Here is a 17,767-nt window from a genome sequence, read left to right as displayed (position 1 = left end):
GAGCGTCGAAGGAAAGCGGACCAAAATTGTACGCTTTTGCGTCCGGCAGCTCAATGTGGTGGGCGGCGGGCGTTCATCGCAAGGCGTTGCCGCGATGCGCCTGCGCTGGCGGCTCGACGGGTTGTTGGACACAATGCGGGCTCACTCTGCCGTGGAATCCGCAATGCCCAAGACGCCGAAGAAGCCCAAGACGCCGAAGAAGATCGAGGCGCGTCTGTCGAGCATCCACGGCAACGGTGTGTTCGCGACCGAGGCCATCGCCAAGGGCGAGCGGATCGTTCGCTACAAGGGTCTGCTGCGCACGCACGACGACGTCGATTCCCAGTACGGCGACATCGACGAGGACGGCCACACCTTCCTCTTCACGCTCAACGATGACTACGTCATCGACGCGAACGAGGACGGCAACATCGCGCGCTGGATCAACCATAGCTGCGCCCCGAACTGCGAAGCGGTGGTACAGGAAGATCCGAAGGAGCGCCGGCACAAGGACAAGGTCTTCATCGAAGCGACGCGTGACATCGCGGCCGGTGAAGAGCTGGCCTACAACTACGGCATCACCCTCGCGGAGCGGCATACGCCGACGCTCAAGAAGCTGTGGGGCTGCCGCTGTGGTTCGAAGAAGTGCACCGGCACGATGCTGCAGCCCAAGAAATAAAGCGGTCTTCCGTCGCAGGCGGAAGACACCAATGCCCCTCCACCTCAGGGAGACGGGAGGACCATCGGCGGATGCCGATGGTGGGGTGAGGGAAGGGGCTTTGCCGAGAGCACTTGCTTTCAGGCTTGGGCTCAGGGGCACGGGCAAAAGCAACCCTCACCCCAACCCCTCTCCCAGAGGGAGAGGGGCTCAAGAGTCACGGCGCCAAAGACACTTCCCGCAGATCCGCCGACGCGATCCGCCATGCGCGTTGCGCGTCGCTGGCGCCGTCGACCATCGCGCGGCGCAGGACGTAGCGTCCTTCGAAGCGGCGGCTGCTGCCGTCGGTCTGTTGGGCGCGGAGCGACACAGGCACTTCGATGAAGCGCGAACCGGCGGCGGCTTCGACTGCGCCCGGTGCGCCGATGTCGACCATCACCACCGAGGTGTCGCCGAAGCCTGCCGCGAACTGTTCGGGCGATTGGCCGCTGGCGCGGCCGCCGTCGGACCACAGTGCGTAGGCGCGCGCGTAGTCGACCGCGTTGATCGCGGCGTAGTAGGTGCGGATCACCGCGGAGGCTTCTTCGGGCGTCGGCTCGGGACCGGCGACGGCGGCTTCGCCCGGTACGCCGGTGAGGCCGGTTTCCGGATTGTCTTCGAGTGGCAGCAGCGCGCTTTCCTCGATGCCGGCTTCGGGCAGCGGCTGTTCGCCGCCGAGCGGAATGTTGCCGGGGCCCGGCTCTCCGCTCAGGCCGGTAACGCCGCCCGCGTTCTGTTGCGGCTGCGGCAGCGGACCGTCGGCGGCCTGGCCGGACGCCGCAGCATCGGCGCGTGCCGCGTCGCGGTCGCAGGCGCCGAGTGCGCACACCAGAGCGAATGCGATCGCCAGCGTGGCGCCGCGACGCACGAAGCCGCGATCAGCGCGCAAGGTGCACCACCACGCGGCCATCGGTGATGTCGACGTTGCCGATGCGCTTGCCGGAAGGCAGCTTCGACAGCAGGTCGTCGTCGAGGCGATAGACCGGTTCGCTGCGCGCGTACTCCGACAGCAGGCTGTTGACGATGCCGCGCGCACCGCCCTTGAGCAGGGCATTCGACCCGGGCAGGTCGAACTGCAGCAGTTCGGGATCTTCGAGATGCAGGCCGCGGGTCGCGGGGTCGTAGCGCAGACCGCTCAGCAGGGCGAGACGGCCCGGGCGATCGTCCGCGGCCACGCCGCCAACGCCGAGATCGAAGTCCAGTCGCAACCGGCGATCGCCCTGCGGAATCGTCAGGCGCGGATTGTCGAGCGTGACCGACACCAGCCCGCCGAGCTTGTCGAAGGTGCGCGGAAACCGCGTGTCGAGCTGGCGCTGCAACTGCGGCGTGGTGAACGCGACCTGGTCGTTGAGCCAGGCCGAGACAACACCCAGCGAGGTACAGGCAGTGACGATGAGCAGCAGCAGGGCTGCGGCGGACAAGTACAGGGGACGGCGCATGGCACGCTCCGGAACGACGATGGAGGCACCCTACGCAGGCGCCGTGAATACGGGATTAGCGGCGCGTCAGTCCGGCGCGGGTGCCAGCGGCCGGCGGTGCGGCTGCAGCCACGCGAGCAATAGGCCGAGCAGCAGCATCGCGATCACGTCGAAGGCGACCTGCTTGAGCGACAGCGCCAGCGGGAACGGCTGACCCGCGTGCGCCAGCAGATGCCAGGGCACGAACGACACCAGCGCGATCGCCAGGCCGAAACGCGCGCCGTGCCAGCGCTTGCTGCGATGGGGCGGCGGCAGCCAGCGGTAGAGCCAGGTCATCGCAAGTCCCAGCGAGACGTAGGCCAGAAGGATCCAGCCGACCTGCGCGTTCGCGTCGGTCTGCGGGCGGAACAGGTGGGCGAGGGCGAGATAGTCGTCTCGCAGCAGCAGACCGTGCACGAAGAAGCCCAGCGCCAACGCGGTGGCGGAGATGGTGAAGCCGCAGATCCAGAACCGTTTGTCCATTGCAGGGTGTCCGAAGAGGCGTTTCGCGTGGACCAGATTAGCGTTGCGCGGGTGACGGATCGATGGACGCCGCGGTGATCCGCCAGGTCTCGCCGTCGCGGCGCAGATCGTAATACCCGCTGTAGCGACGCAGCGGTCCCTGTCCGCCGATGCGCAGATGCACCGGAATGCGCAGCGCGGTAGGGACCGGCGTGGCATCGAGTGGCTGCGGCCGTTCGTTGTCGACGCGCAAGCCGGGCACGTCTTCGAGCGTGCGCAGGTCCGCTTCGCCCTGTGATGCAGGACGGCCGTGGATCCACAACGCGTCGGCTTCGCTGCGGTCGTCCTTGAACAGTGCAGCGAGATAGGCATGCACGGCCGAGACGGCGTCCTGCATCGCGGTATCGTGCGCTGCGCGCAGTTCGGCGTTTCCGGCAGCAATCGCCGCGGCAGGCGATGCGTCGGACGAATCTGGCGCGGTGGCGCCCGGCGCATCCGGCGACGACACGTCGTCCGCATTGCGACGCAGGCCTTCCTGCACCGCCACGGCGATGCCGAGCAACACGATGGTCGCGATGACCAGCCACCACGCGCGATGCGACATCCGGCTCTCCCCAGCGCCGCAAGCGCGGCATCAATCGGATGCTAGCGCGCCGCGTCGCCGTTGTCGGCACTGTGCCCGCGCAACAGCGGCAGCGGGTCGAACGCACCGTCACTGGCGTAGACGCCGTAATGCAGATGCGGTGGCGTGCCGCGTGCGTTGCCGGTATCGCCGACGACGCCGAGGGCATCGCCCGGCCGCACCAGATCGCCGACCTCGAGCAGATCCGCGAAGCCGTCGAGATGCGCGTAGTAATGGCGCTGCCGGCCGGGACCCATGACCCAGACCTGTTTGCCGCCGAGACCGCTTTCGCGCACGCCGACGACGAGGCCCTCGGTCGTGCTGCGCACCGGCGTACCGCGCGGCGCAAAGATGTCGACGCCTTCGTGCTGGCGGTCGCGCCCACGCGGCGCGCCGTAGGTGTCGGCGACGCGCGATGCACGTACGCCATCGACCGGCATCGGCAGCGATTCCGGCGCAGGGGTGGCAGACAGCGTGGCAATCGCGCGCGGCTTGGCCATGAACGGCTGGTGCCAGGCCCAGTAGCCGACGGCCGTGAACAATGCGGCCCAGAACACGAAACCCAGCGTGGCGCGCAGCTGCGGCGTGTAATCGCGGCGCGGCTTACGTGCAGGTTTCGGTGCGGCCGGTGGGGTGGAACCGGGTGTGGGATCGGGCTCGGACATGACGTCAGCGTCGCAGACCGTGCGCGAAGCCGGAGTCAGTGCAGCGGGTCGCGCAATGCAGAACGGCCTGCGATCGGCAGGCCGTTCCGGGCACGCGCAGCAGGATCAACGCGCCTGCGCGTTCTCTTTCACTTCCTGTTCGAGCCGCGTCTTGAGCTCGGGCGCGAGCTTGAGCTGGCGCGCGAGTTCGTCGAGATAGCTGCGTTCCATGAAGCTGGTCTCGTCGGCGACGAGCACGCTTGCCAGATACATTTCCGACGCGATTTCGGGCGTGGTCGCAGCGCTGGCGACTTCGGCAGGATCCAGCGGCTTTTCCAGTTCCGCGTGCAGCCAGCGCTGCACGTCGGCGCCTTCATCGATGCGCTTGAATTCGCCTTCGATGACTTCGCGCTCGCGCGCGTCGATATGGCCGTCGGCCTTCGCGGCGGCGACCAGCGCCTTGAGGATCGCCTGGCTGTGGATGTCGACCTGCGGCGCGGGCAGGCGGTCGACGGTCTGCGGGGCAACGGTGGACGCACCGGCCTGCTGCTTCTGGTAATCGCCGTAGGCCTTGTAGGCCATGACGCCGATCGCGGCGAGACCGCCGTAGGTCGCGACCTTGCGGGTCTTCTTGTTCTTGCCGAGCAGCAAGCCCAGCGCGCCGCCGGTGGCCGCGCCCTTGCCGAAATCCGCATTGAGCAGGCTGCTGCCGGGCTTGCCGCCGGCCTGCGAGGTGAGCAGATGATTGAGGAAGCCCTGGAAGCTCATCGTTCGATATCCATCGGTAGGGAGAAAACGGCGCCGAGCATGCGGCGGCAAACGTTCACCGGATGTGCACGGTTTGCGTCGCCGGGCAAAGCGTTCAGAACCGGGTGAGCATCGCATTCGAAGAAGACGGGGGGAGGCGTCGCATCGCGCACGTCCCCCAACCGAAATCGGGACGGCCCAGCCGTCGAGGGAACCCTGAAACGAAATCGGGACGGCCAAGGCCGTCCCGATCGAAAGACACGTGGCGCCTGGAATCAGGCGGCGGCGTCCTTGAGCTTCTTGAGCGGGCGCACCTTGACCTTGACCGAGGCGGGCTTGGCAGCGAACCACTGCTCTTCCTTGGTGAAGGGGTTGATGCCCTTGCGCTTCGGCTTGGCCGGCACGCTGACCGACGTGATCTTCAGCAGGCCGGGGAGGGTGAACGAACCCGCGCCCTTCTTGCTGACCGAGCCGTGCACGGCGCCTTCGAGCGCTGCGAACACTGCGCGCACGTCCTTCGCCACGACGCCGGTGGATTCGGCGATGTGTGCGACCAGGCCCGACTTGCTCAGGGCTTCCTTGATCGGCTTCGGTGCTGCCGGCTTTGCGGCGGCGGCCTTCTTCGGCGCAGCAGCCTTCTTGGCCGGGGCTTTCTTGGTGGGGGCCTTCTTCGTTGCCATGAGCGTGTGGTTCCCTCGTCGAGTAATGATTGAGTTGTCCGGGCCGAGCGAGCCGGCAAGCGGAATGTAGGGCATCGTGGCACGTGCGCCAATAGGAAACCGCAAAAAAACAGGGCTTTTGCGTTTCCCGGTCCTATCGCGAACTGCGGCGACGTGGCGGCCACAGCATCCAGGCGCCGGCGACCACCACTGCGAGCACGCTGTAGGCGGCGACGAATGTCCACCAAGGCGCCTCGAAAAACAGCACTTTCGACAACCAGTAGGCGACGAAGGACTCGTCATAGGTCTGCTGTCCGGCGCGCGTGCGCAGCCACTGTTCCCAGATCGTCAGCGGGCACAGGCGCCCGAGCCAGGCCTGCACTGCGATCACCACGACCAGCGCGACGTGCAGCCAGCGCAGCCACTTTCGGCGCACCCAGCGCCAGCCGAGCGGGCCGCCGACCAGCAGCGCGAGCGTCATGCCAACAACGAATACCGCGATGCCGACATGGACTGCGAGCACCGCGTCGGCGAGCACGGCGGCGAGGGAGGGTGAGAGTGCCATGGCCGGATCATCGTGCATCCAACGTCCATGCGCAGGTGCTGCGTCGCATCACAGGGACGCGCGCGTAACGGACGGAGGTCCAACATGCACAGTCCAACTCTCGAGGAGCACGCATATGGGTATCGCCCGTCACGCCACCGCCCACTGGACCGGTGATCTGAAGTCCGGCAAGGGCACGTTGTCGACGCCGCAGAGCGGCCTGCTGTCGGATACGCGCTACGCGTTCGGCACCCGTTTCGGCGACGAGAAAGGCACCAATCCCGAAGAGCTGATCGCTGCCGCGCATGCAGGCTGCTTCACGATGGCGCTGTCGGCCAAGCTCACCGAAGCGGGCTTTCCGCCTGAATCGCTGGACACGCGCGCCGACGTCGACCTGTCGATGGACGGTGGTCCGCAGATCAGTTCGATCCGCCTGAAGACGCGCGCCAAGGTGCCGGGCATCGACGCGGCGAAGTTCCGCGAACTCGCCGATGACGCCAAGCAGAACTGCCCGGTGTCGAAGGCGCTGTCGGCAGTGCCGCTGTCGCTGGACGCCGAACTCGAAAGCTGAGTGATGAACGCAGAAACGCCGCGTCGGCTAACCGGCGCGGCGTTTTCGTGTCTGCGGTGTGCTGCCGGCGTGACGGTGCACAGCAGCGCGTGATTCTCAGCGCCAGTCGATCGTCCCGCGCACGACGGTCTGCACGCGACCGCCGGACCAGACGTCGCCGTTGCCGTCGACGTGCAGTTCGATGATCGCGTCGTGGCCGACTTCGCGGCCCTGGCTGATGCGGTAGCGGCCATCGCTGCCGGGGAGGGCGTCGCGATCGGCCAGCCACGCGGCCAGCGTCGCGTTCGCGGCGCCGGAGGCGGCATCCTCGAAATGGCCGGTGGAGCCGACGAAGGCGCGCACTGCGAGGTGATGCACCGGGTCACTGGAGCGCGCAAATGCGCACAGCCCCATGCTGCCGGTCGCCTCGGCGAGTGCGCCGATCGCATTCCAGTTGGGCGTCGCCGCGCGCAGGTCGGCCTCGCTCGCGAGCTCGGCCAGCCACCAGCGGCGACCGCCATCCATCAGCACAGGCGGCAGCGCGCCGAGTGGCATCGCCGCAAGCACGTCGCGCAGGCGCGGATCGTCCGCCGATGCGGTCTCAATGACCGACGCGCGCGGCGTACGCACGGCGATTGTGCGCGTCACGCCTTCGCCGACGACTTCCAGCGGCAGCTTGCCGGCGATACCGTCCTGCACCAGCAGGCCATCGCGTGGCGTCGCGAGTCCGGCTTCGAGCACGACGTGCGCGGTGCCGACGCTCGGATGACCGGCGAACGGGACTTCGCGGCGCGGCGAGAACATGCGGATCCGATAGCTTTCGTCGTCGGACGTGGCCGGGAACACGAACGTGGTCTCGGGCAGACGCGTCCAGCGGGCGATGGCCTGCATCGTGGAGTCGTCGAGGCCGTCGGCATCGAGCACCACGGCCAATGGATTGCCGGCACCGGGCCGGTCGGCAAATACGTCCACCTGGACGAAACGGCGGGTAGTCATGGCGGGGGGCGTCACGCGGCGCGACAGTGTAGCGGTCCGCTCACCACTCGAATGTTCCGCGGATCACCGCCTGCACCGCGCCGCCGATCCAGACCTCGCCGGCCGGGTCGATTTCGACCTCGACACGCCCATCGCGCCCCAGTTCGCGCCCCTGGCTGGCGACGTAGCGGACGACGCGGCCGTCCTCGGCCCGGTCCATGTGCAGCCACGCGGCGATCGCGGCGTTCGCGCTGCCGGTCACCGGATCTTCCGGCACGCCGTCGGCAGGGCAGAACGCACGCACCACGAGCGCGTGATCGGCGGCCTCGCTGCGCCCGCAGACCGCGACACCCACGGCGTCGCTGGCCAGACACAGCGCGGCGATCTCCGCCAGCGGCGGCGCGAGTGCGCGCACAGCGGCGGACGAGCTGAGATCCACGCACCACCAGCGCGGGCCGTTGTCGAGCAGCGCATGCGGCGCATCGATCGCGCCGAGCGCCTGCAGCACGGCGTCGAGCTGGGACTCGATCCCGTCAGGGGAGGCTCGGTGCACGGCGCGCGGGGCGCGCACGCTGGGCAGCGTGTGGCCGTCGCGCGTGTCGATGCGTACCGGCAACAGACCGGCTGCGCATTGCTGCACCAGCGCACCGGAGCGCGGCGTCGCCAAGCCCTGATCCAACGCTGCCCAGGCCGCGCCGACGCTGGGATGGCCGGCGAACGGCAGTTCCTGGCGTGGGGTGAAGATGCGCACGCGATAATCAGCGTTGGCATCGGGCGGCAGCAGGAAGATGGTTTCCGAGAGATTCGTCCAGTTCGCGATGGCCTGCATCGCCCCGGTGTCGAGTCCGTCGGCATCGACGACCACGCCGAGCGGATTACCGGCGCCGGGCCGGTTGGCGAACACATCCAACTGCAGGTAACGGCGATCCATCGGGGTCTCTCGTGCGGCGGGGGGTTGCTTTAGAATCGCCTGTCATCGCGCGCGTTGTCACCGCATGCCGGTCTTCGCGCTGTTTTTCGCCCCATCCGAGACCCCACCTCGATGTCCTCACCCCCTGACGATCGCTGGATCGTGCTCAAGTTCGGCGGCACTTCGGTGTCGCGTCGCCACCGCTGGGACACCATTGGCCGACTGGCGAAACGCCGGGCGCTGGAGCAGGGCGCGCGCGTGCTGGTGGTGGTCTCCGCGTTGTCGGGCGTCACCAACGAACTCACCGCGATCGCCGATGGCGCGGCGGATTCGCCTGCGCGCGTCGCCGCGCTGGTCGAGCGCCATCGCGCGTTCGTCGCCGAACTCGAACTGGACGTCGATGCGGTGCTCGGCTCGCGTCTCGCCGCCTTGCAGGCGCTGGCCACCGACGCACGCGCAGCGACGCGCACGCTCGACTGGCAGGCCGAGGTACTGGGCCAGGGCGAACTGCTGTCCTCGACAATCGGCGCGGCGTATCTCGCGGCGCAGGGTCTGGATTTCGGCTGGTGCGATGCGCGCGACTGGCTGGACGCGGTCGCGCTGCCGAACCAGAGCGACTGGGCGTTGCGGCTGTCGGTGAACTGCCAGCGCGAACCCGATGGCGACTGGCGCGCGCGGTTCGCTGCGCAGACGCCGCGGATGCTGCTGACCCAGGGCTTCATCGCCCGTCATGGCGACGGCGGCACCGCGATTCTCGGCCGCGGTGGCTCGGATACGTCGGCGGCGTACTTCGGTGCGCTGCTCGGCGCACGCCGCGTCGAGATCTGGACCGACGTGCCCGGTATGTTCAGCGCGAATCCGCGTGACGTGCCCGACGCACGTCTGCTCGCACGGCTGGATTACGCCGAAGCGCAGGAAATCGCGACCACCGGCGCCAAGGTGCTGCATCCGCGTTCGATCAAGCCCTGCCGCGACGGCGGCGTGCCGATGGCGATTCTCGACACCGAACGTCCCGATCTGCCGGGCACCGCGATCGACGCGAGCGCCGAGCCGGTGCCGGGCGTCAAGGCGATCAGCCGCCGCAACGGCATCGTGCTGGTGTCGATGGAAGGCATCGGCATGTGGCAGCAGGTCGGCTTCCTCGCCGACGTGTTCGAACGTTTCAAGCGCCACGGTCTGTCGGTCGATCTGATCGGCTCGTCGGAGACCAACGTCACCGTGTCGCTGGATCCCAGCGAGAACCTCGTGAGCACCGACGTGCTCGCGCGATTGAGCGACGATCTGGCGGAAGTCTGCCGGGTCAAGGTCATCGCGCCCTGCGCGGCGATCACGCTCGTCGGCCGCGGCATGCGCTCGCTGCTGCACAAACTCTCGGATGTATGGGCCACGTTCGGCAAGGAACGCGTGCATCTGATCTCGCAGTCGTCGAACGATCTTAACCTGACCTTTGTCATCGACGAGGCCGACGCCGACGGACTGCTGCCGGTGCTGCATGCCGAGCTGATCGACAGCGGCGCGATGCCGGTGCATGACGAGACCGTGTTCGGCCCGAGCTGGCGCGAGATCGCCCACGGCCGCCGCGAACGTGCGCCGCAGTGGTGGCAAGGCGCGCGCGAGTCGCTGTTGGCGCTGGCCGAGCCGGGCCGGCCGCATTACGTCTATCACCTGCCGACTGTGCGCGAACGCGCCGCTGCGCTGTCGAGCGCCGATGCGATCGACCGCCGCTTCTTCGCGATCAAGGCCAATCCGCATCCGGCGATCCTGCACACGCTGGTCGATGCCGGTTTCGGGCTGGAATGCGTGTCGCAAGGCGAGCTCGAACACGTGTTCGCCGTGCTGCCGGATCTCGATCCGTCGCGCGTGCTGTTCACGCCGAGCTTCGCCCCGCGCAGCGAGTACGCGGCCGCTTACGCGCGCGGCGTCACCGTGACGGTCGACAACGTCGAAGCCCTGCGCCACTGGCCGGACGTCTTCCGCGGCCGCGACCTGTGGCTGCGTCTCGATCTGGGTCGCGGCGACGGCCACCACGCCAAGGTCGTCACCGGCGGTGCAGCGTCGAAATTCGGCCTACCATTGGGCGCGTTCGATGCATTCCTGATCGCGGCCGAAGAAGTCGATGCGCGCATCACCGGTATCCACGCGCATCTGGGCAGCGGCATCGAAACCGTCGCGCACTGGCGCGAGGTCTACGCGGAACTTGCAGGCTTCGCCGATGCGGTCGGTACCGTCGACACGATCGACATCGGCGGCGGTCTGCCGATTCCGTATCGCCCCGACGATGTGCCGTTCGACATCCCGGCCTGGGCCGCAGGCCTGGCGGCGATCAAAGCCGAATACCCGCGCTATCGCCTGGCGATCGAGCCGGGCCGCTACCTCGTCGCCGAAGCCGGCGTGCTGCTGACGACCGTGACCCAGGTCGTGGACAAGCTGGGCACGCGCCGCGTCGGTGTCGATGCCGGCATGCACAGCCTGATGCGGCCGGCGCTGTACGACGCCTGGCACGGCATCCACAACCTGACGCGTCTCGATGACACGGTCGAGGCCACGATCGAGATCGTCGGCCCGATCTGCGAATCGAGTGACGTGTTCGGCACGCGCCGCCGCCTGCCCGCCGCGACCCGCGAAGGCGACACCGTGCTGATCGCCGACGCCGGCGCATACGGCTTCGTCATGGCCAATACCTACAACCTGCGGCAGCTGCCGCAGCAGGATGTTCTGGAATGAGTGTTGTTTTCGACCGCAATGCAGTCCGCAGTTTCCGTTTCATCGATTGCGACCTCGACGCCGCCACCGGCGTCGCGCGCCTGCGCTATGCCTTCGACGACGGCCCGGAGCTGATCGAAACCGTCACCGTGCCGGGCGCCCCGTTCGTGCTCGACGGCGCGCGTGCGCAGGCCGCGACGCAGGCGCTGCGCCTGCTGCACCTGATCGCCGGCGTCAGCTACTACAAGGCTGCAGTGCCGGCGGACATCCGCATCGAGGGCTACGCGATCGATGCGCAGACCGCGGCGCTGCTCGAGGACGTGTACGTGCACGGGCTCGGCGAGTTCGCGTATCGCAACGGGCTGGATCTGCACGGGAAGATCCGTTTTCCGCATGACGCAGTCGCGACTGCCGGAGCGCCCGCGCTCGGTCTACGCACGCATGCGTTGGTCGCGATCGGCGGCGGCAAGGATTCGCTGGTATCGATCGAAGCGCTGCGCGCGCTGGGCATCGAGCAGACTGTCAGCTGGATCGGCGGCTCGCAGCTGATCCGCGTCTGCGCCGAGCGCACCGGTCTGCCGACGCTCAACATCGGCCGCCAGATCGCGCCGGAACTGTTCGAGTACAACCGCCAGGGCGCGTGGAACGGGCATATCCCGGTCACCGCGATCAACTCGGCGATCCTCGTGCTGGCCGCGGTGCTGCACGGCGTCGATCAGGTGGTGTTCTCCAACGAGCGCTCGGCCAGCTACGGCAGCCTGATCAAGGACGCGTCGGGCGGCGAGACGCGTGAAGTGAATCACCAGTGGTCGAAGGGCTGGGCGTTCGAGCGCGCGTTCGGCGATCACGTGCAGGCGCGCGTCGCGGCGGACCTGCATTACTACTCGCTGCTGCGCCCACTGTCGGAACTCGCGGTCGCGCGCCAGTTCGCCAAGACCGATCGCTACGACGCGCATTTCTCCAGCTGCAACCGCAACTTCCATCTGCTCGGCGAGAGGCCGGTGAACCGCTGGTGCGGCATCTGCCCGAAGTGCCATTTCGTGTTCCTCGCGCTGGCGCCCTTCATGCCCAAGCCGCGTCTGGTGTCGATCTTCGGACGCAATCTGCTCGACGATGCGTCGCAGGTGCCGGGCTACGACGCGCTGCTCGAGTACCAGGACCACAAGCCTTTCGAATGCGTCGGCGAAGGTCGCGAATCGCGCGCGGCGATGGCGGCGCTGGCGAAGCGTCCGGAGTGGCGCGAGGACGCGATCGTCGCGCGCTTCGCCCGTGAGATCGCGCCGCAGCTCGACGCGGGCGAGCTGGATGTCGCCGGCTTGCTGGCGGTCGAACACGACGCACACCGCATTCCCGAGGTGCTGTGGGACCGCCTGCGTGCGCATCTCGCAGCTTGAGGCGATCGCCGCCAACGGCGGCCGCATCGCGCTGTGGGGCTGGGGCCGCGAAGGCCGCGCAGCCTGGCGCGCGATCCGCAGTCGCGCGCCGGCACTGCCGCTGACTCTGTTCTGCAACCCCGATGAAGCCAGCGATGCGGCGACGCTCGGCGATCCGCTGTTGACCTGCGACACCGGCATTGACGCCGCACGGCTGTCGGCCTGTGCGGTCGTCGTAAAGTCGCCGGGAATCAGCCCGTACGCGCGCGATGCGATGGCGGCCGCGGCGCAGGGCACGCAGTTCGTCGGCGGCACCGCGTTGTGGTTCGCCACGCGCGCCGCGCCGGGCGAAGTCGCGGCCGGCACGGTCTGCGTCACCGGCACCAAGGGCAAGAGCACGACGACCGCGCTGCTCGCGCATCTGCTGCGCGCGCACGGCCTGCGTACGGCACTGGCCGGCAACATCGGTCTGCCGCTGCTGGAACTGCTCGATGCGAACGCCGATGCCTGGGCAATCGAACTGTCGAGCTACCAGACCGGCGATGTCGCCACCGGCGGCGTGCGGCCCGACATCGCAGTCGTCACCAACATCTTTCCCGAACATCTCGACTGGCACGGCAGCGAGGCGCAGTACGTCGACGACAAGTTGGCGTTGCTGAACCGCGCGCGGCCGCGCATTGCCGTGCTCAATGCCAATGATCCACGCCTCGCCGCGCTGGTGTTGCCGGACAGCGGGATCCACTGGTTCGGCACGCCCGAGGGCTGGCATCTGCGTGGCGAGGTCCTGTATCGCGGCGACACCGCCGTGATGGACACCTCGGGCCTGCCGCTGCCGGGCCGGCACAATCGCGGCAATCTCTGCGGTGTACTGACCGCGATCGAAGCCTTGGGCATCGATGCCGCGCCGCTGGCCGCGGCTGCGGTCGATTTCGTGCCGCTGCCGCACCGCCTGCAGCCGCTGGGTACACGCGATGGCGTGTTGTGGATCAACGATTCGATCAGCACGACGCCGCATGCGAGTCTCGCCGCGCTCGATGTCTACCGGGATCGACGCGTCGCCTTGCTGGTCGGCGGCCACGACCGTGGTCTCGACTGGCAGGCATTCGCCGACGCGATGCGCACGGGCGCGCCGCACGCGATCGTGACCATGGGTCAGAACGGTCCGCGCATCTTCGATCTGCTCGCACCGGTCGCACGCGAAGCCGGGTTCGCGTTGTCGGCGGCCGAAGATCTCGAATCGGCGATCGCGCAAGCACGCGCGGCGTTGGACGGCGTCGGCGTGTTGCTGCTGTCGCCCGGCGCGCCCAGCTTCGGCGCCTACCGCGACTACACCACGCGGGGCCGCCATTTCGCGGCGCTGGGCGGTTTCGATCCGGATGCGATCATGGCGATTCCGGGGATCGGAATCGCCTGAGGCGAACTGCTTGGTCGGGCGCCAGGTCCGGTCCGTCGCCGGCGTTTCGTCTTCGGTCGGATTGCTGCATCTGCGCGCTTTCAGACTGCGAGACTGGACGCCGATCGAACAGGACGTCGACATGGATCGCAGCGAACGCAACGCACGCGCTTGGCAGGACCCCGGCAACTGGATCGGCCAGCGCTGGCTCGGTCTTTACCGGTCCGCGGACGATGACCGGCTGTGGGTGCCGAAGGTGCCGCGCGCGCTGGGCTGGACGGTCAATCTCGCCCGGCCGGTCGGCGTGATCATCCTGATGGCGCTGGTGGTCGCGGTGCTTCTGTTGGCCTACGCCGTGGTCGGCGCCTGACGGCGCCATCTCGCATCAGTGCCCGCGTTCGACCGCGTAGCGCGCCAGGCCGCGCAGTGCGGCGACGGCAGCGTTGTCGCCGAGTCCCGCGAGTGCCCGTTCGGCCGCTTCGGCGTACTCGAGCGCGCGGGCGCGGCTGTAGTCGAGGCTGCCGGCGGCGTCGATCGCGGCCAGCACTTCGGGCAGCGCATCGGTATCGCCGGTCTCGACGATGGTCCGCAGACGCGCGCGCACATCCGGCGTGGCCTGCGCCATCGCGTGGATCAGCGGCAGCGTGGCCTTGCCTTCGGCGAGATCGTCGCCGAGGTTCTTGCCCAGCGCGTCGGCGTCGCCCGAGTAGTCGAGCACGTCGTCGGCGATCTGGAATGCGTAGCCCAGCTGCATGCCGTAGTCGTACAGCGCCTGCTGCGTGGCCTCGTCGGCGCCGGAGGCCAGCGCGCCGAGCTTCGTGCCGGCGGCGAACAGCACCGCGGTCTTGCGCTCGATGACGTTGAGGTAGGCGGCCTCGTCGGTGTCCGGATTGCGCACGTGCAGCAGCTGCAGCACTTCGCCTTCGGCGATGCGGTTGGTGGTGTCGGCGAGGATGCGCATCACCGGCATGCGGTCGAGTTCGACCATCAGCTGGAAGCTGCGCGAATACAGGAAATCGCCGACCAGCACGCTGGCCGCGTTGCCCCAGATCGCGTTCGCCGTGCTGCGGCCGCGGCGCAGGTCGGATTCGTCGACCACGTCGTCGTGCAGCAGGGTCGAGGTGTGGATGAACTCGACGATCGCCGCCAGCTGGTGGTGTTCGGCACTGATCGTGCCGGTCGCGCGGCCGGCCAGCATCACCAGCATCGGCCGCAGGCGCTTGCCGCCGGCCGAGACGATGTGTTCGGCGACCTGGTTGATCAGCACCACGTCGGAGGCCAGCCGGTCGCGGATCAGCGCGTAGATGGCGGCCATGTCGCCGGCGGCGAGGGCCTGGATCGCCGGCAGATCGAGGCGGGCGGCCGGGTGGGCGACGTTGTTCATGCAGGATCCGGGACAGGCAGGCCCGGAATTATAGGCAAGGCCCGACGGCGACGTGCGGCTGCCACCCAGCGCCGCATGCGGACCGCGCGGACGGCGGGGGCAGGGCGCTTTATACTGTGATGTCGAAATCCATCACGCCGGCCCTCAAGCTGGCGCAATCCAAGGAATTCCCATGGCCCGCGGCGTCAACAAAGTCATCCTGGTCGGCAATCTCGGCAACGACCCCGACACCAAGTACACCCAGGGCGGCATGGCCGTGACCCGCATCAGCCTGGCCACCACCAGCGTGCGCAACGACAAGGACGGCAACAAGCAGGAGCGCACCGAATGGCACCGCGTGGTGTTCTTCGGCAAGCTCGGCGAGATCGCCGGCGAATACCTGCGCAAGGGCAGCCAGTGCTATGTCGAGGGCGAGATCCGCTACGACAAGTACACCGGCCAGGACGGCGTGGAGAAGTACACGACCGACATCGTCGCCAACGAGATGCAGATGCTCGGTGGCCGTGGTGACGGCGGTGGAGGCGGTGGCGGTGGCAATTACGAACGCGGCAACCGTCCGCAGCGTTCGGCCGGTGGCGGTGGCGACGCCCCGCAGCGCAGCGCCCCGCCGCAGCGTCAGGCACCGCAGCAGCAGCGCCCCGCGCCCATGGACGACTTCTCGGACGACGACATCCCGTTCTGATCGGATATCGCGTCGCCTGATGTGCTGCACGACCCCCCGAGCAATCGGGGGTTCCGCGTTTCAGGGAACGCTGTTCCGGATGACCGCGAAAGGCGCGCCTCAGCGCACCCCGTGCATCCAGCGCCGCACCAGCGGCGACAGTACGAAGTAGGCGATGCCCGAGCCCACCCCGATCCACAGCATCAGCTGGAACAGATCGGCGTAGCGCGTGGCCGCGACCGCCATGTCGAAGGTTTCGCCTTCGAGCACCTCCATCGAGGTCAGCTTGCCGAACTGCGCGGCCAGCACTTCCGAATACGCGGTGGCCAGCCAGAACGCGCCCATCATCAGGCCGACGACGCGCGCGACCGACAGCTGGGTCACCGCGGACAGGCCGATCGGCGACAGGCACATCTCGCCCAGTTCCAGAAGGAAATACGCCAGCACCAGCCACCACACGCTGGCGAGCACGCCGCTGCCGGCGGACTGCGCGGCCAGCATCAGCGGCACGAAGGCGAGGCCGGCGAACACCAGGCCGATCGCCATCTTCGCCGGCTTGCTCGGATTGAGTCCGCGGCGGTCCAGCCACGGCCACAGCCACGAGAAGACCGGGGCCAGCACGACGATGAAGAACGCGCCGAGGAAGGTCAGCGAGCCCGCGGTCTGCGGCACCAGCACGACGTCGTGGGCCAGCGCGATCGCCAGCGCGACGACCATCGCGATGACGGCCGTCTTCGCCAGCCCGCCGTTGCCGCGATCGCTGGCGCGCAGCGCGGTGACCATCAGAAACGGGCTGATGGCGAGCGCGAAGATCGCCCACGGAATGCCCGGCCGGTAATCGCCGGGCGTCAGGCCGAACAGGTCCTTGGTCAGCATGCGGTCGGTGAACGTGACCCAGGAGCCGTAGGTCTGCTCGTAGAGGGTGAAGAAAATCAGAACGCCAATGATCAGCAGCACCAGCGCCAGCATCTGTTGCCGCTCGACTTTCGTGCAGTGGCGCACGAGGAACCAGACGAACCACACTGCGAGCGCGACGGCGATCAGGTGCATCGCGCCATGGACGGTCCAGGTGCGCTGGATCAGCTGCCAGACCAGCAGCGCGCCGACAACGCTGCCGGCATAGATCCACCACTCGCGCGACAGCGGACCGACGCGTTCGCGTAGCTTCGCCGGGTCGTTGGGTTCAGCCAGGCCGTAGAGATACTTCTGGCCCCAAATGAAGACGATCAGCCCGGCGATCATGCCGATGCCGGCCGCGCCGAAGCCGTACTTCCAGCCGTAGGTCTCGCCGAGGAACGCGCACACTAGGCTCGCGAACAGCGCGCCGACGTTGATGCCGGCATAGAACAAGGTGAACCCGGAATCGCGCCGCGGATCCTCCGGCGCGTAGAGCTTGCCGACGATCGTCGAGATGTTCGGCTTCAGGAAACCGACGCCCATGATGATCAGCGCCAGCGACAGGTAGAACACCTGCAACGCGGCTTCGTCGCGAACGACGACGCCATCGACGATGCGCGCCTGCTCGCCCTCGTAGGCCATGCCCAGATGCCCGAGCACCAGCAGCACGCCGCCGAGTACCACGGCCTTGCGCATGCCCAGATAGCGATCGGCCAGCAGTCCGCCGATCACCGGCACCGCGTAGACCAGGCCGCCGTAGGCGCCGAGCAGATCGAAACCCGCGTCGTCGCCGAACAGGTGGTACTTGAGGATGTAGAGCAGCAGCAGTGCCTTCATCCCGTAGAACGAGAAGCGCTCCCACATCTCGGTGAAGAAGCAGACGAAGACGCCTTTGGGGTGGCCCAGGAAATCCGCGTGCGACGCGGCGGAGGAAGCGGTGACAGCGCTCAATGCCGTGATCCGGGCGGGCGAAGGCGCGAGTATAGGCCTGTCCGATCGCCTTGGATCGCTGATCGGCAGCACGCCGATTGCCGGGCGGGTGCCCGCCCGCTACCCTCCGCGCACCGACCACCGGAAGACCGCCTGCGCGGCGTGGTGGGGCCGGTATCC

19 protein-coding genes are annotated in these 17,767 nt (G+C 68.2%); 7 read left to right on the top strand and 12 right to left on the bottom strand.

Going from position 1 to position 17,767, the window contains the following annotated elements:
* Positions 1 to 163: 163 nt before the first annotated feature.
* A complete protein-coding gene (locus tag LU699_RS02740; RefSeq protein ID WP_232134707.1) occupies positions 164 to 658 on the top strand; it encodes an SET domain-containing protein in 495 nt (164 codons plus the stop codon).
* Between the two features lie 196 nt (positions 659 to 854).
* Here the strand turns inward: LU699_RS02740 and LU699_RS02735 are convergent, their stop codons facing one another.
* From LU699_RS02735 to LU699_RS02700, 8 genes are all read right to left on the bottom strand, one after another.
* Positions 855 to 1,586, bottom strand: coding sequence for a hypothetical protein (locus LU699_RS02735; protein WP_232134708.1), 732 nt, complete (start codon positions 1,584 to 1,586; stop codon positions 855 to 857).
* Positions 1,555 to 2,115: a DUF1439 domain-containing protein gene (locus LU699_RS02730; RefSeq protein ID WP_232134709.1), complete on the bottom strand. Its 561-nt coding sequence runs from the start codon at positions 2,113 to 2,115 to the stop codon at positions 1,555 to 1,557. Before LU699_RS02730 ends, LU699_RS02735 begins: the two co-directional genes overlap by 32 nt.
* 66 nt (positions 2,116 to 2,181) lie before the next feature.
* Positions 2,182 to 2,616 (bottom strand): hypothetical protein, encoded by a 435-nt coding sequence (locus LU699_RS02725; protein ID WP_232580473.1) that lies wholly within the window; start codon positions 2,614 to 2,616, stop codon positions 2,182 to 2,184.
* Between the two features lie 37 nt (positions 2,617 to 2,653).
* A complete protein-coding gene (locus LU699_RS02720) occupies positions 2,654 to 3,199 on the bottom strand; it encodes a hypothetical protein (protein ID WP_232580472.1) in 546 nt (181 codons plus the stop codon).
* 41 nt (positions 3,200 to 3,240) lie between these two features.
* Complete coding sequence (locus LU699_RS02715) at positions 3,241 to 3,882, bottom strand: M23 family metallopeptidase (protein ID WP_232134712.1); 642 nt, start codon at positions 3,880 to 3,882, stop codon at positions 3,241 to 3,243.
* Between the two features lie 105 nt (positions 3,883 to 3,987).
* On the bottom strand, positions 3,988 to 4,629 hold the full coding sequence (locus LU699_RS02710) for a tellurite resistance TerB family protein (protein WP_232134713.1): 642 nt from the start codon (positions 4,627 to 4,629) through the stop codon (positions 3,988 to 3,990).
* A gap of 254 nt (positions 4,630 to 4,883) precedes the next feature.
* Positions 4,884 to 5,288, bottom strand: a complete 405-nt coding sequence (locus LU699_RS02705) for an HU family DNA-binding protein (protein WP_232134785.1) — start codon at positions 5,286 to 5,288, stop codon at positions 4,884 to 4,886.
* 133 nt (positions 5,289 to 5,421) lie between these two features.
* Positions 5,422 to 5,832 (bottom strand): DUF2784 domain-containing protein, encoded by a 411-nt coding sequence (locus tag LU699_RS02700; RefSeq protein ID WP_232134714.1) that lies wholly within the window; start codon positions 5,830 to 5,832, stop codon positions 5,422 to 5,424.
* Positions 5,833 to 5,947: 115 nt separating this feature from the next.
* Here LU699_RS02700 and LU699_RS02695 point away from each other — a divergent pair, with 115 nt between their 5' ends.
* Positions 5,948 to 6,382, top strand: a complete 435-nt coding sequence (locus tag LU699_RS02695; protein WP_232134715.1) for an OsmC family protein — start codon at positions 5,948 to 5,950, stop codon at positions 6,380 to 6,382.
* 96 nt (positions 6,383 to 6,478) lie between these two features.
* Here LU699_RS02695 and LU699_RS02690 read toward each other — a convergent pair whose 3' ends face one another.
* Together LU699_RS02690 and LU699_RS02685 are read right to left on the bottom strand one after the other, a co-directional pair.
* Complete coding sequence (locus LU699_RS02690; protein ID WP_232134716.1) at positions 6,479 to 7,357, bottom strand: PhzF family phenazine biosynthesis protein; 879 nt, start codon at positions 7,355 to 7,357, stop codon at positions 6,479 to 6,481.
* A gap of 40 nt (positions 7,358 to 7,397) precedes the next feature.
* The gene (locus LU699_RS02685) at positions 7,398 to 8,267 is read right to left on the bottom strand and encodes a PhzF family phenazine biosynthesis protein (RefSeq protein ID WP_232134717.1); all 870 of its coding nucleotides are present in this window, start codon (positions 8,265 to 8,267) and stop codon (positions 7,398 to 7,400) included.
* A 111-nt stretch (positions 8,268 to 8,378) separates the two neighbouring features.
* On the opposite strand from LU699_RS02685, the gene LU699_RS02680 reads away from it, so the two are divergent.
* The 4 genes from LU699_RS02680 to LU699_RS02665 all read left to right on the top strand — a co-directional run bounded on the left by LU699_RS02680 (position 8,379) and on the right by LU699_RS02665 (position 14,085).
* Positions 8,379 to 10,970 (top strand): bifunctional aspartate kinase/diaminopimelate decarboxylase, encoded by a 2,592-nt coding sequence (locus LU699_RS02680; protein WP_232134718.1) that lies wholly within the window; start codon positions 8,379 to 8,381, stop codon positions 10,968 to 10,970.
* Complete coding sequence (murL, locus tag LU699_RS02675) at positions 10,967 to 12,343, top strand: UDP-N-acetyl-alpha-D-muramoyl-L-alanyl-L-glutamate epimerase (protein WP_232580471.1); 1,377 nt, start codon at positions 10,967 to 10,969, stop codon at positions 12,341 to 12,343. Before LU699_RS02680 ends, murL begins: the two co-directional genes overlap by 4 nt.
* Positions 12,324 to 13,736: a UDP-N-acetylmuramoyl-L-alanine--D-glutamate ligase gene (murD, locus tag LU699_RS02670; protein ID WP_232134720.1), complete on the top strand. Its 1,413-nt coding sequence runs from the start codon at positions 12,324 to 12,326 to the stop codon at positions 13,734 to 13,736. The genes murL and murD overlap by 20 nt, the downstream gene beginning before the upstream one ends.
* A 121-nt stretch (positions 13,737 to 13,857) precedes the next feature.
* Entirely contained in the window at positions 13,858 to 14,085 is a 228-nt protein-coding gene (locus LU699_RS02665; RefSeq protein ID WP_232134721.1) for a DUF5808 domain-containing protein, read from the top strand.
* 15 nt (positions 14,086 to 14,100) lie between these two features.
* Here the strand turns inward: LU699_RS02665 and LU699_RS02660 are convergent, their stop codons facing one another.
* Positions 14,101 to 15,099: a polyprenyl synthetase family protein gene (locus tag LU699_RS02660; protein ID WP_232134722.1), complete on the bottom strand. Its 999-nt coding sequence runs from the start codon at positions 15,097 to 15,099 to the stop codon at positions 14,101 to 14,103.
* Positions 15,100 to 15,271: 172 nt separating this feature from the next.
* Here LU699_RS02660 and ssb point away from each other — a divergent pair, with 172 nt between their 5' ends.
* Complete coding sequence (ssb, locus tag LU699_RS02655) at positions 15,272 to 15,781, top strand: single-stranded DNA-binding protein (protein ID WP_232134723.1); 510 nt, start codon at positions 15,272 to 15,274, stop codon at positions 15,779 to 15,781.
* Between the two features lie 99 nt (positions 15,782 to 15,880).
* Here ssb and LU699_RS02650 read toward each other — a convergent pair whose 3' ends face one another.
* On the bottom strand, positions 15,881 to 17,608 hold the full coding sequence (locus tag LU699_RS02650; RefSeq protein WP_232134724.1) for a peptide MFS transporter: 1,728 nt from the start codon (positions 17,606 to 17,608) through the stop codon (positions 15,881 to 15,883).
* Positions 17,609 to 17,767 lie beyond the last annotated feature (159 nt).

It is taken from the genome of Luteimonas fraxinea (assembly GCF_021233355.1).
GTDB lineage: Bacteria > Pseudomonadota > Gammaproteobacteria > Xanthomonadales > Xanthomonadaceae > Luteimonas > Luteimonas fraxinea.
Note: the sequence above shows the minus strand (reverse complement) of the source record. Positions and strands in the feature narration are given on the sequence as shown.

Excerpts from the sequence above, each read along its gene's own strand:
- LU699_RS02740 (WP_232134707.1), top strand. The coding sequence starts at position 164 with ATGCCCAAGACGCCGAAGAAGCCCAAGACGCCGAAGAAGATCGAGGCG.
- LU699_RS02735 (WP_232134708.1), bottom strand. The coding sequence starts at position 1,586 with ATGGCCGCGTGGTGGTGCACCTTGCGCGCTGATCGCGGCTTCGTGCGT.
- LU699_RS02730 (WP_232134709.1), bottom strand. The coding sequence starts at position 2,115 with ATGCGCCGTCCCCTGTACTTGTCCGCCGCAGCCCTGCTGCTGCTCATC.
- LU699_RS02725 (WP_232580473.1), bottom strand. The coding sequence starts at position 2,616 with ATGGACAAACGGTTCTGGATCTGCGGCTTCACCATCTCCGCCACCGCG.
- LU699_RS02720 (WP_232580472.1), bottom strand. The coding sequence starts at position 3,199 with ATGTCGCATCGCGCGTGGTGGCTGGTCATCGCGACCATCGTGTTGCTC.
- LU699_RS02715 (WP_232134712.1), bottom strand. The coding sequence starts at position 3,882 with ATGTCCGAGCCCGATCCCACACCCGGTTCCACCCCACCGGCCGCACCG.
- LU699_RS02710 (WP_232134713.1), bottom strand. The coding sequence starts at position 4,629 with ATGAGCTTCCAGGGCTTCCTCAATCATCTGCTCACCTCGCAGGCCGGC.
- LU699_RS02705 (WP_232134785.1), bottom strand. The coding sequence starts at position 5,288 with ATGGCAACGAAGAAGGCCCCCACCAAGAAAGCCCCGGCCAAGAAGGCT.
- LU699_RS02700 (WP_232134714.1), bottom strand. The coding sequence starts at position 5,832 with ATGGCACTCTCACCCTCCCTCGCCGCCGTGCTCGCCGACGCGGTGCTC.
- LU699_RS02695 (WP_232134715.1), top strand. The coding sequence starts at position 5,948 with ATGGGTATCGCCCGTCACGCCACCGCCCACTGGACCGGTGATCTGAAG.
- LU699_RS02690 (WP_232134716.1), bottom strand. The coding sequence starts at position 7,357 with ATGACTACCCGCCGTTTCGTCCAGGTGGACGTATTTGCCGACCGGCCC.
- LU699_RS02685 (WP_232134717.1), bottom strand. The coding sequence starts at position 8,267 with ATGGATCGCCGTTACCTGCAGTTGGATGTGTTCGCCAACCGGCCCGGC.
- LU699_RS02680 (WP_232134718.1), top strand. The coding sequence starts at position 8,379 with ATGTCCTCACCCCCTGACGATCGCTGGATCGTGCTCAAGTTCGGCGGC.
- murL (WP_232580471.1), top strand. The coding sequence starts at position 10,967 with ATGAGTGTTGTTTTCGACCGCAATGCAGTCCGCAGTTTCCGTTTCATC.
- LU699_RS02665 (WP_232134721.1), top strand. The coding sequence starts at position 13,858 with ATGGATCGCAGCGAACGCAACGCACGCGCTTGGCAGGACCCCGGCAAC.
- LU699_RS02660 (WP_232134722.1), bottom strand. The coding sequence starts at position 15,099 with ATGAACAACGTCGCCCACCCGGCCGCCCGCCTCGATCTGCCGGCGATC.
- ssb (WP_232134723.1), top strand. The coding sequence starts at position 15,272 with ATGGCCCGCGGCGTCAACAAAGTCATCCTGGTCGGCAATCTCGGCAAC.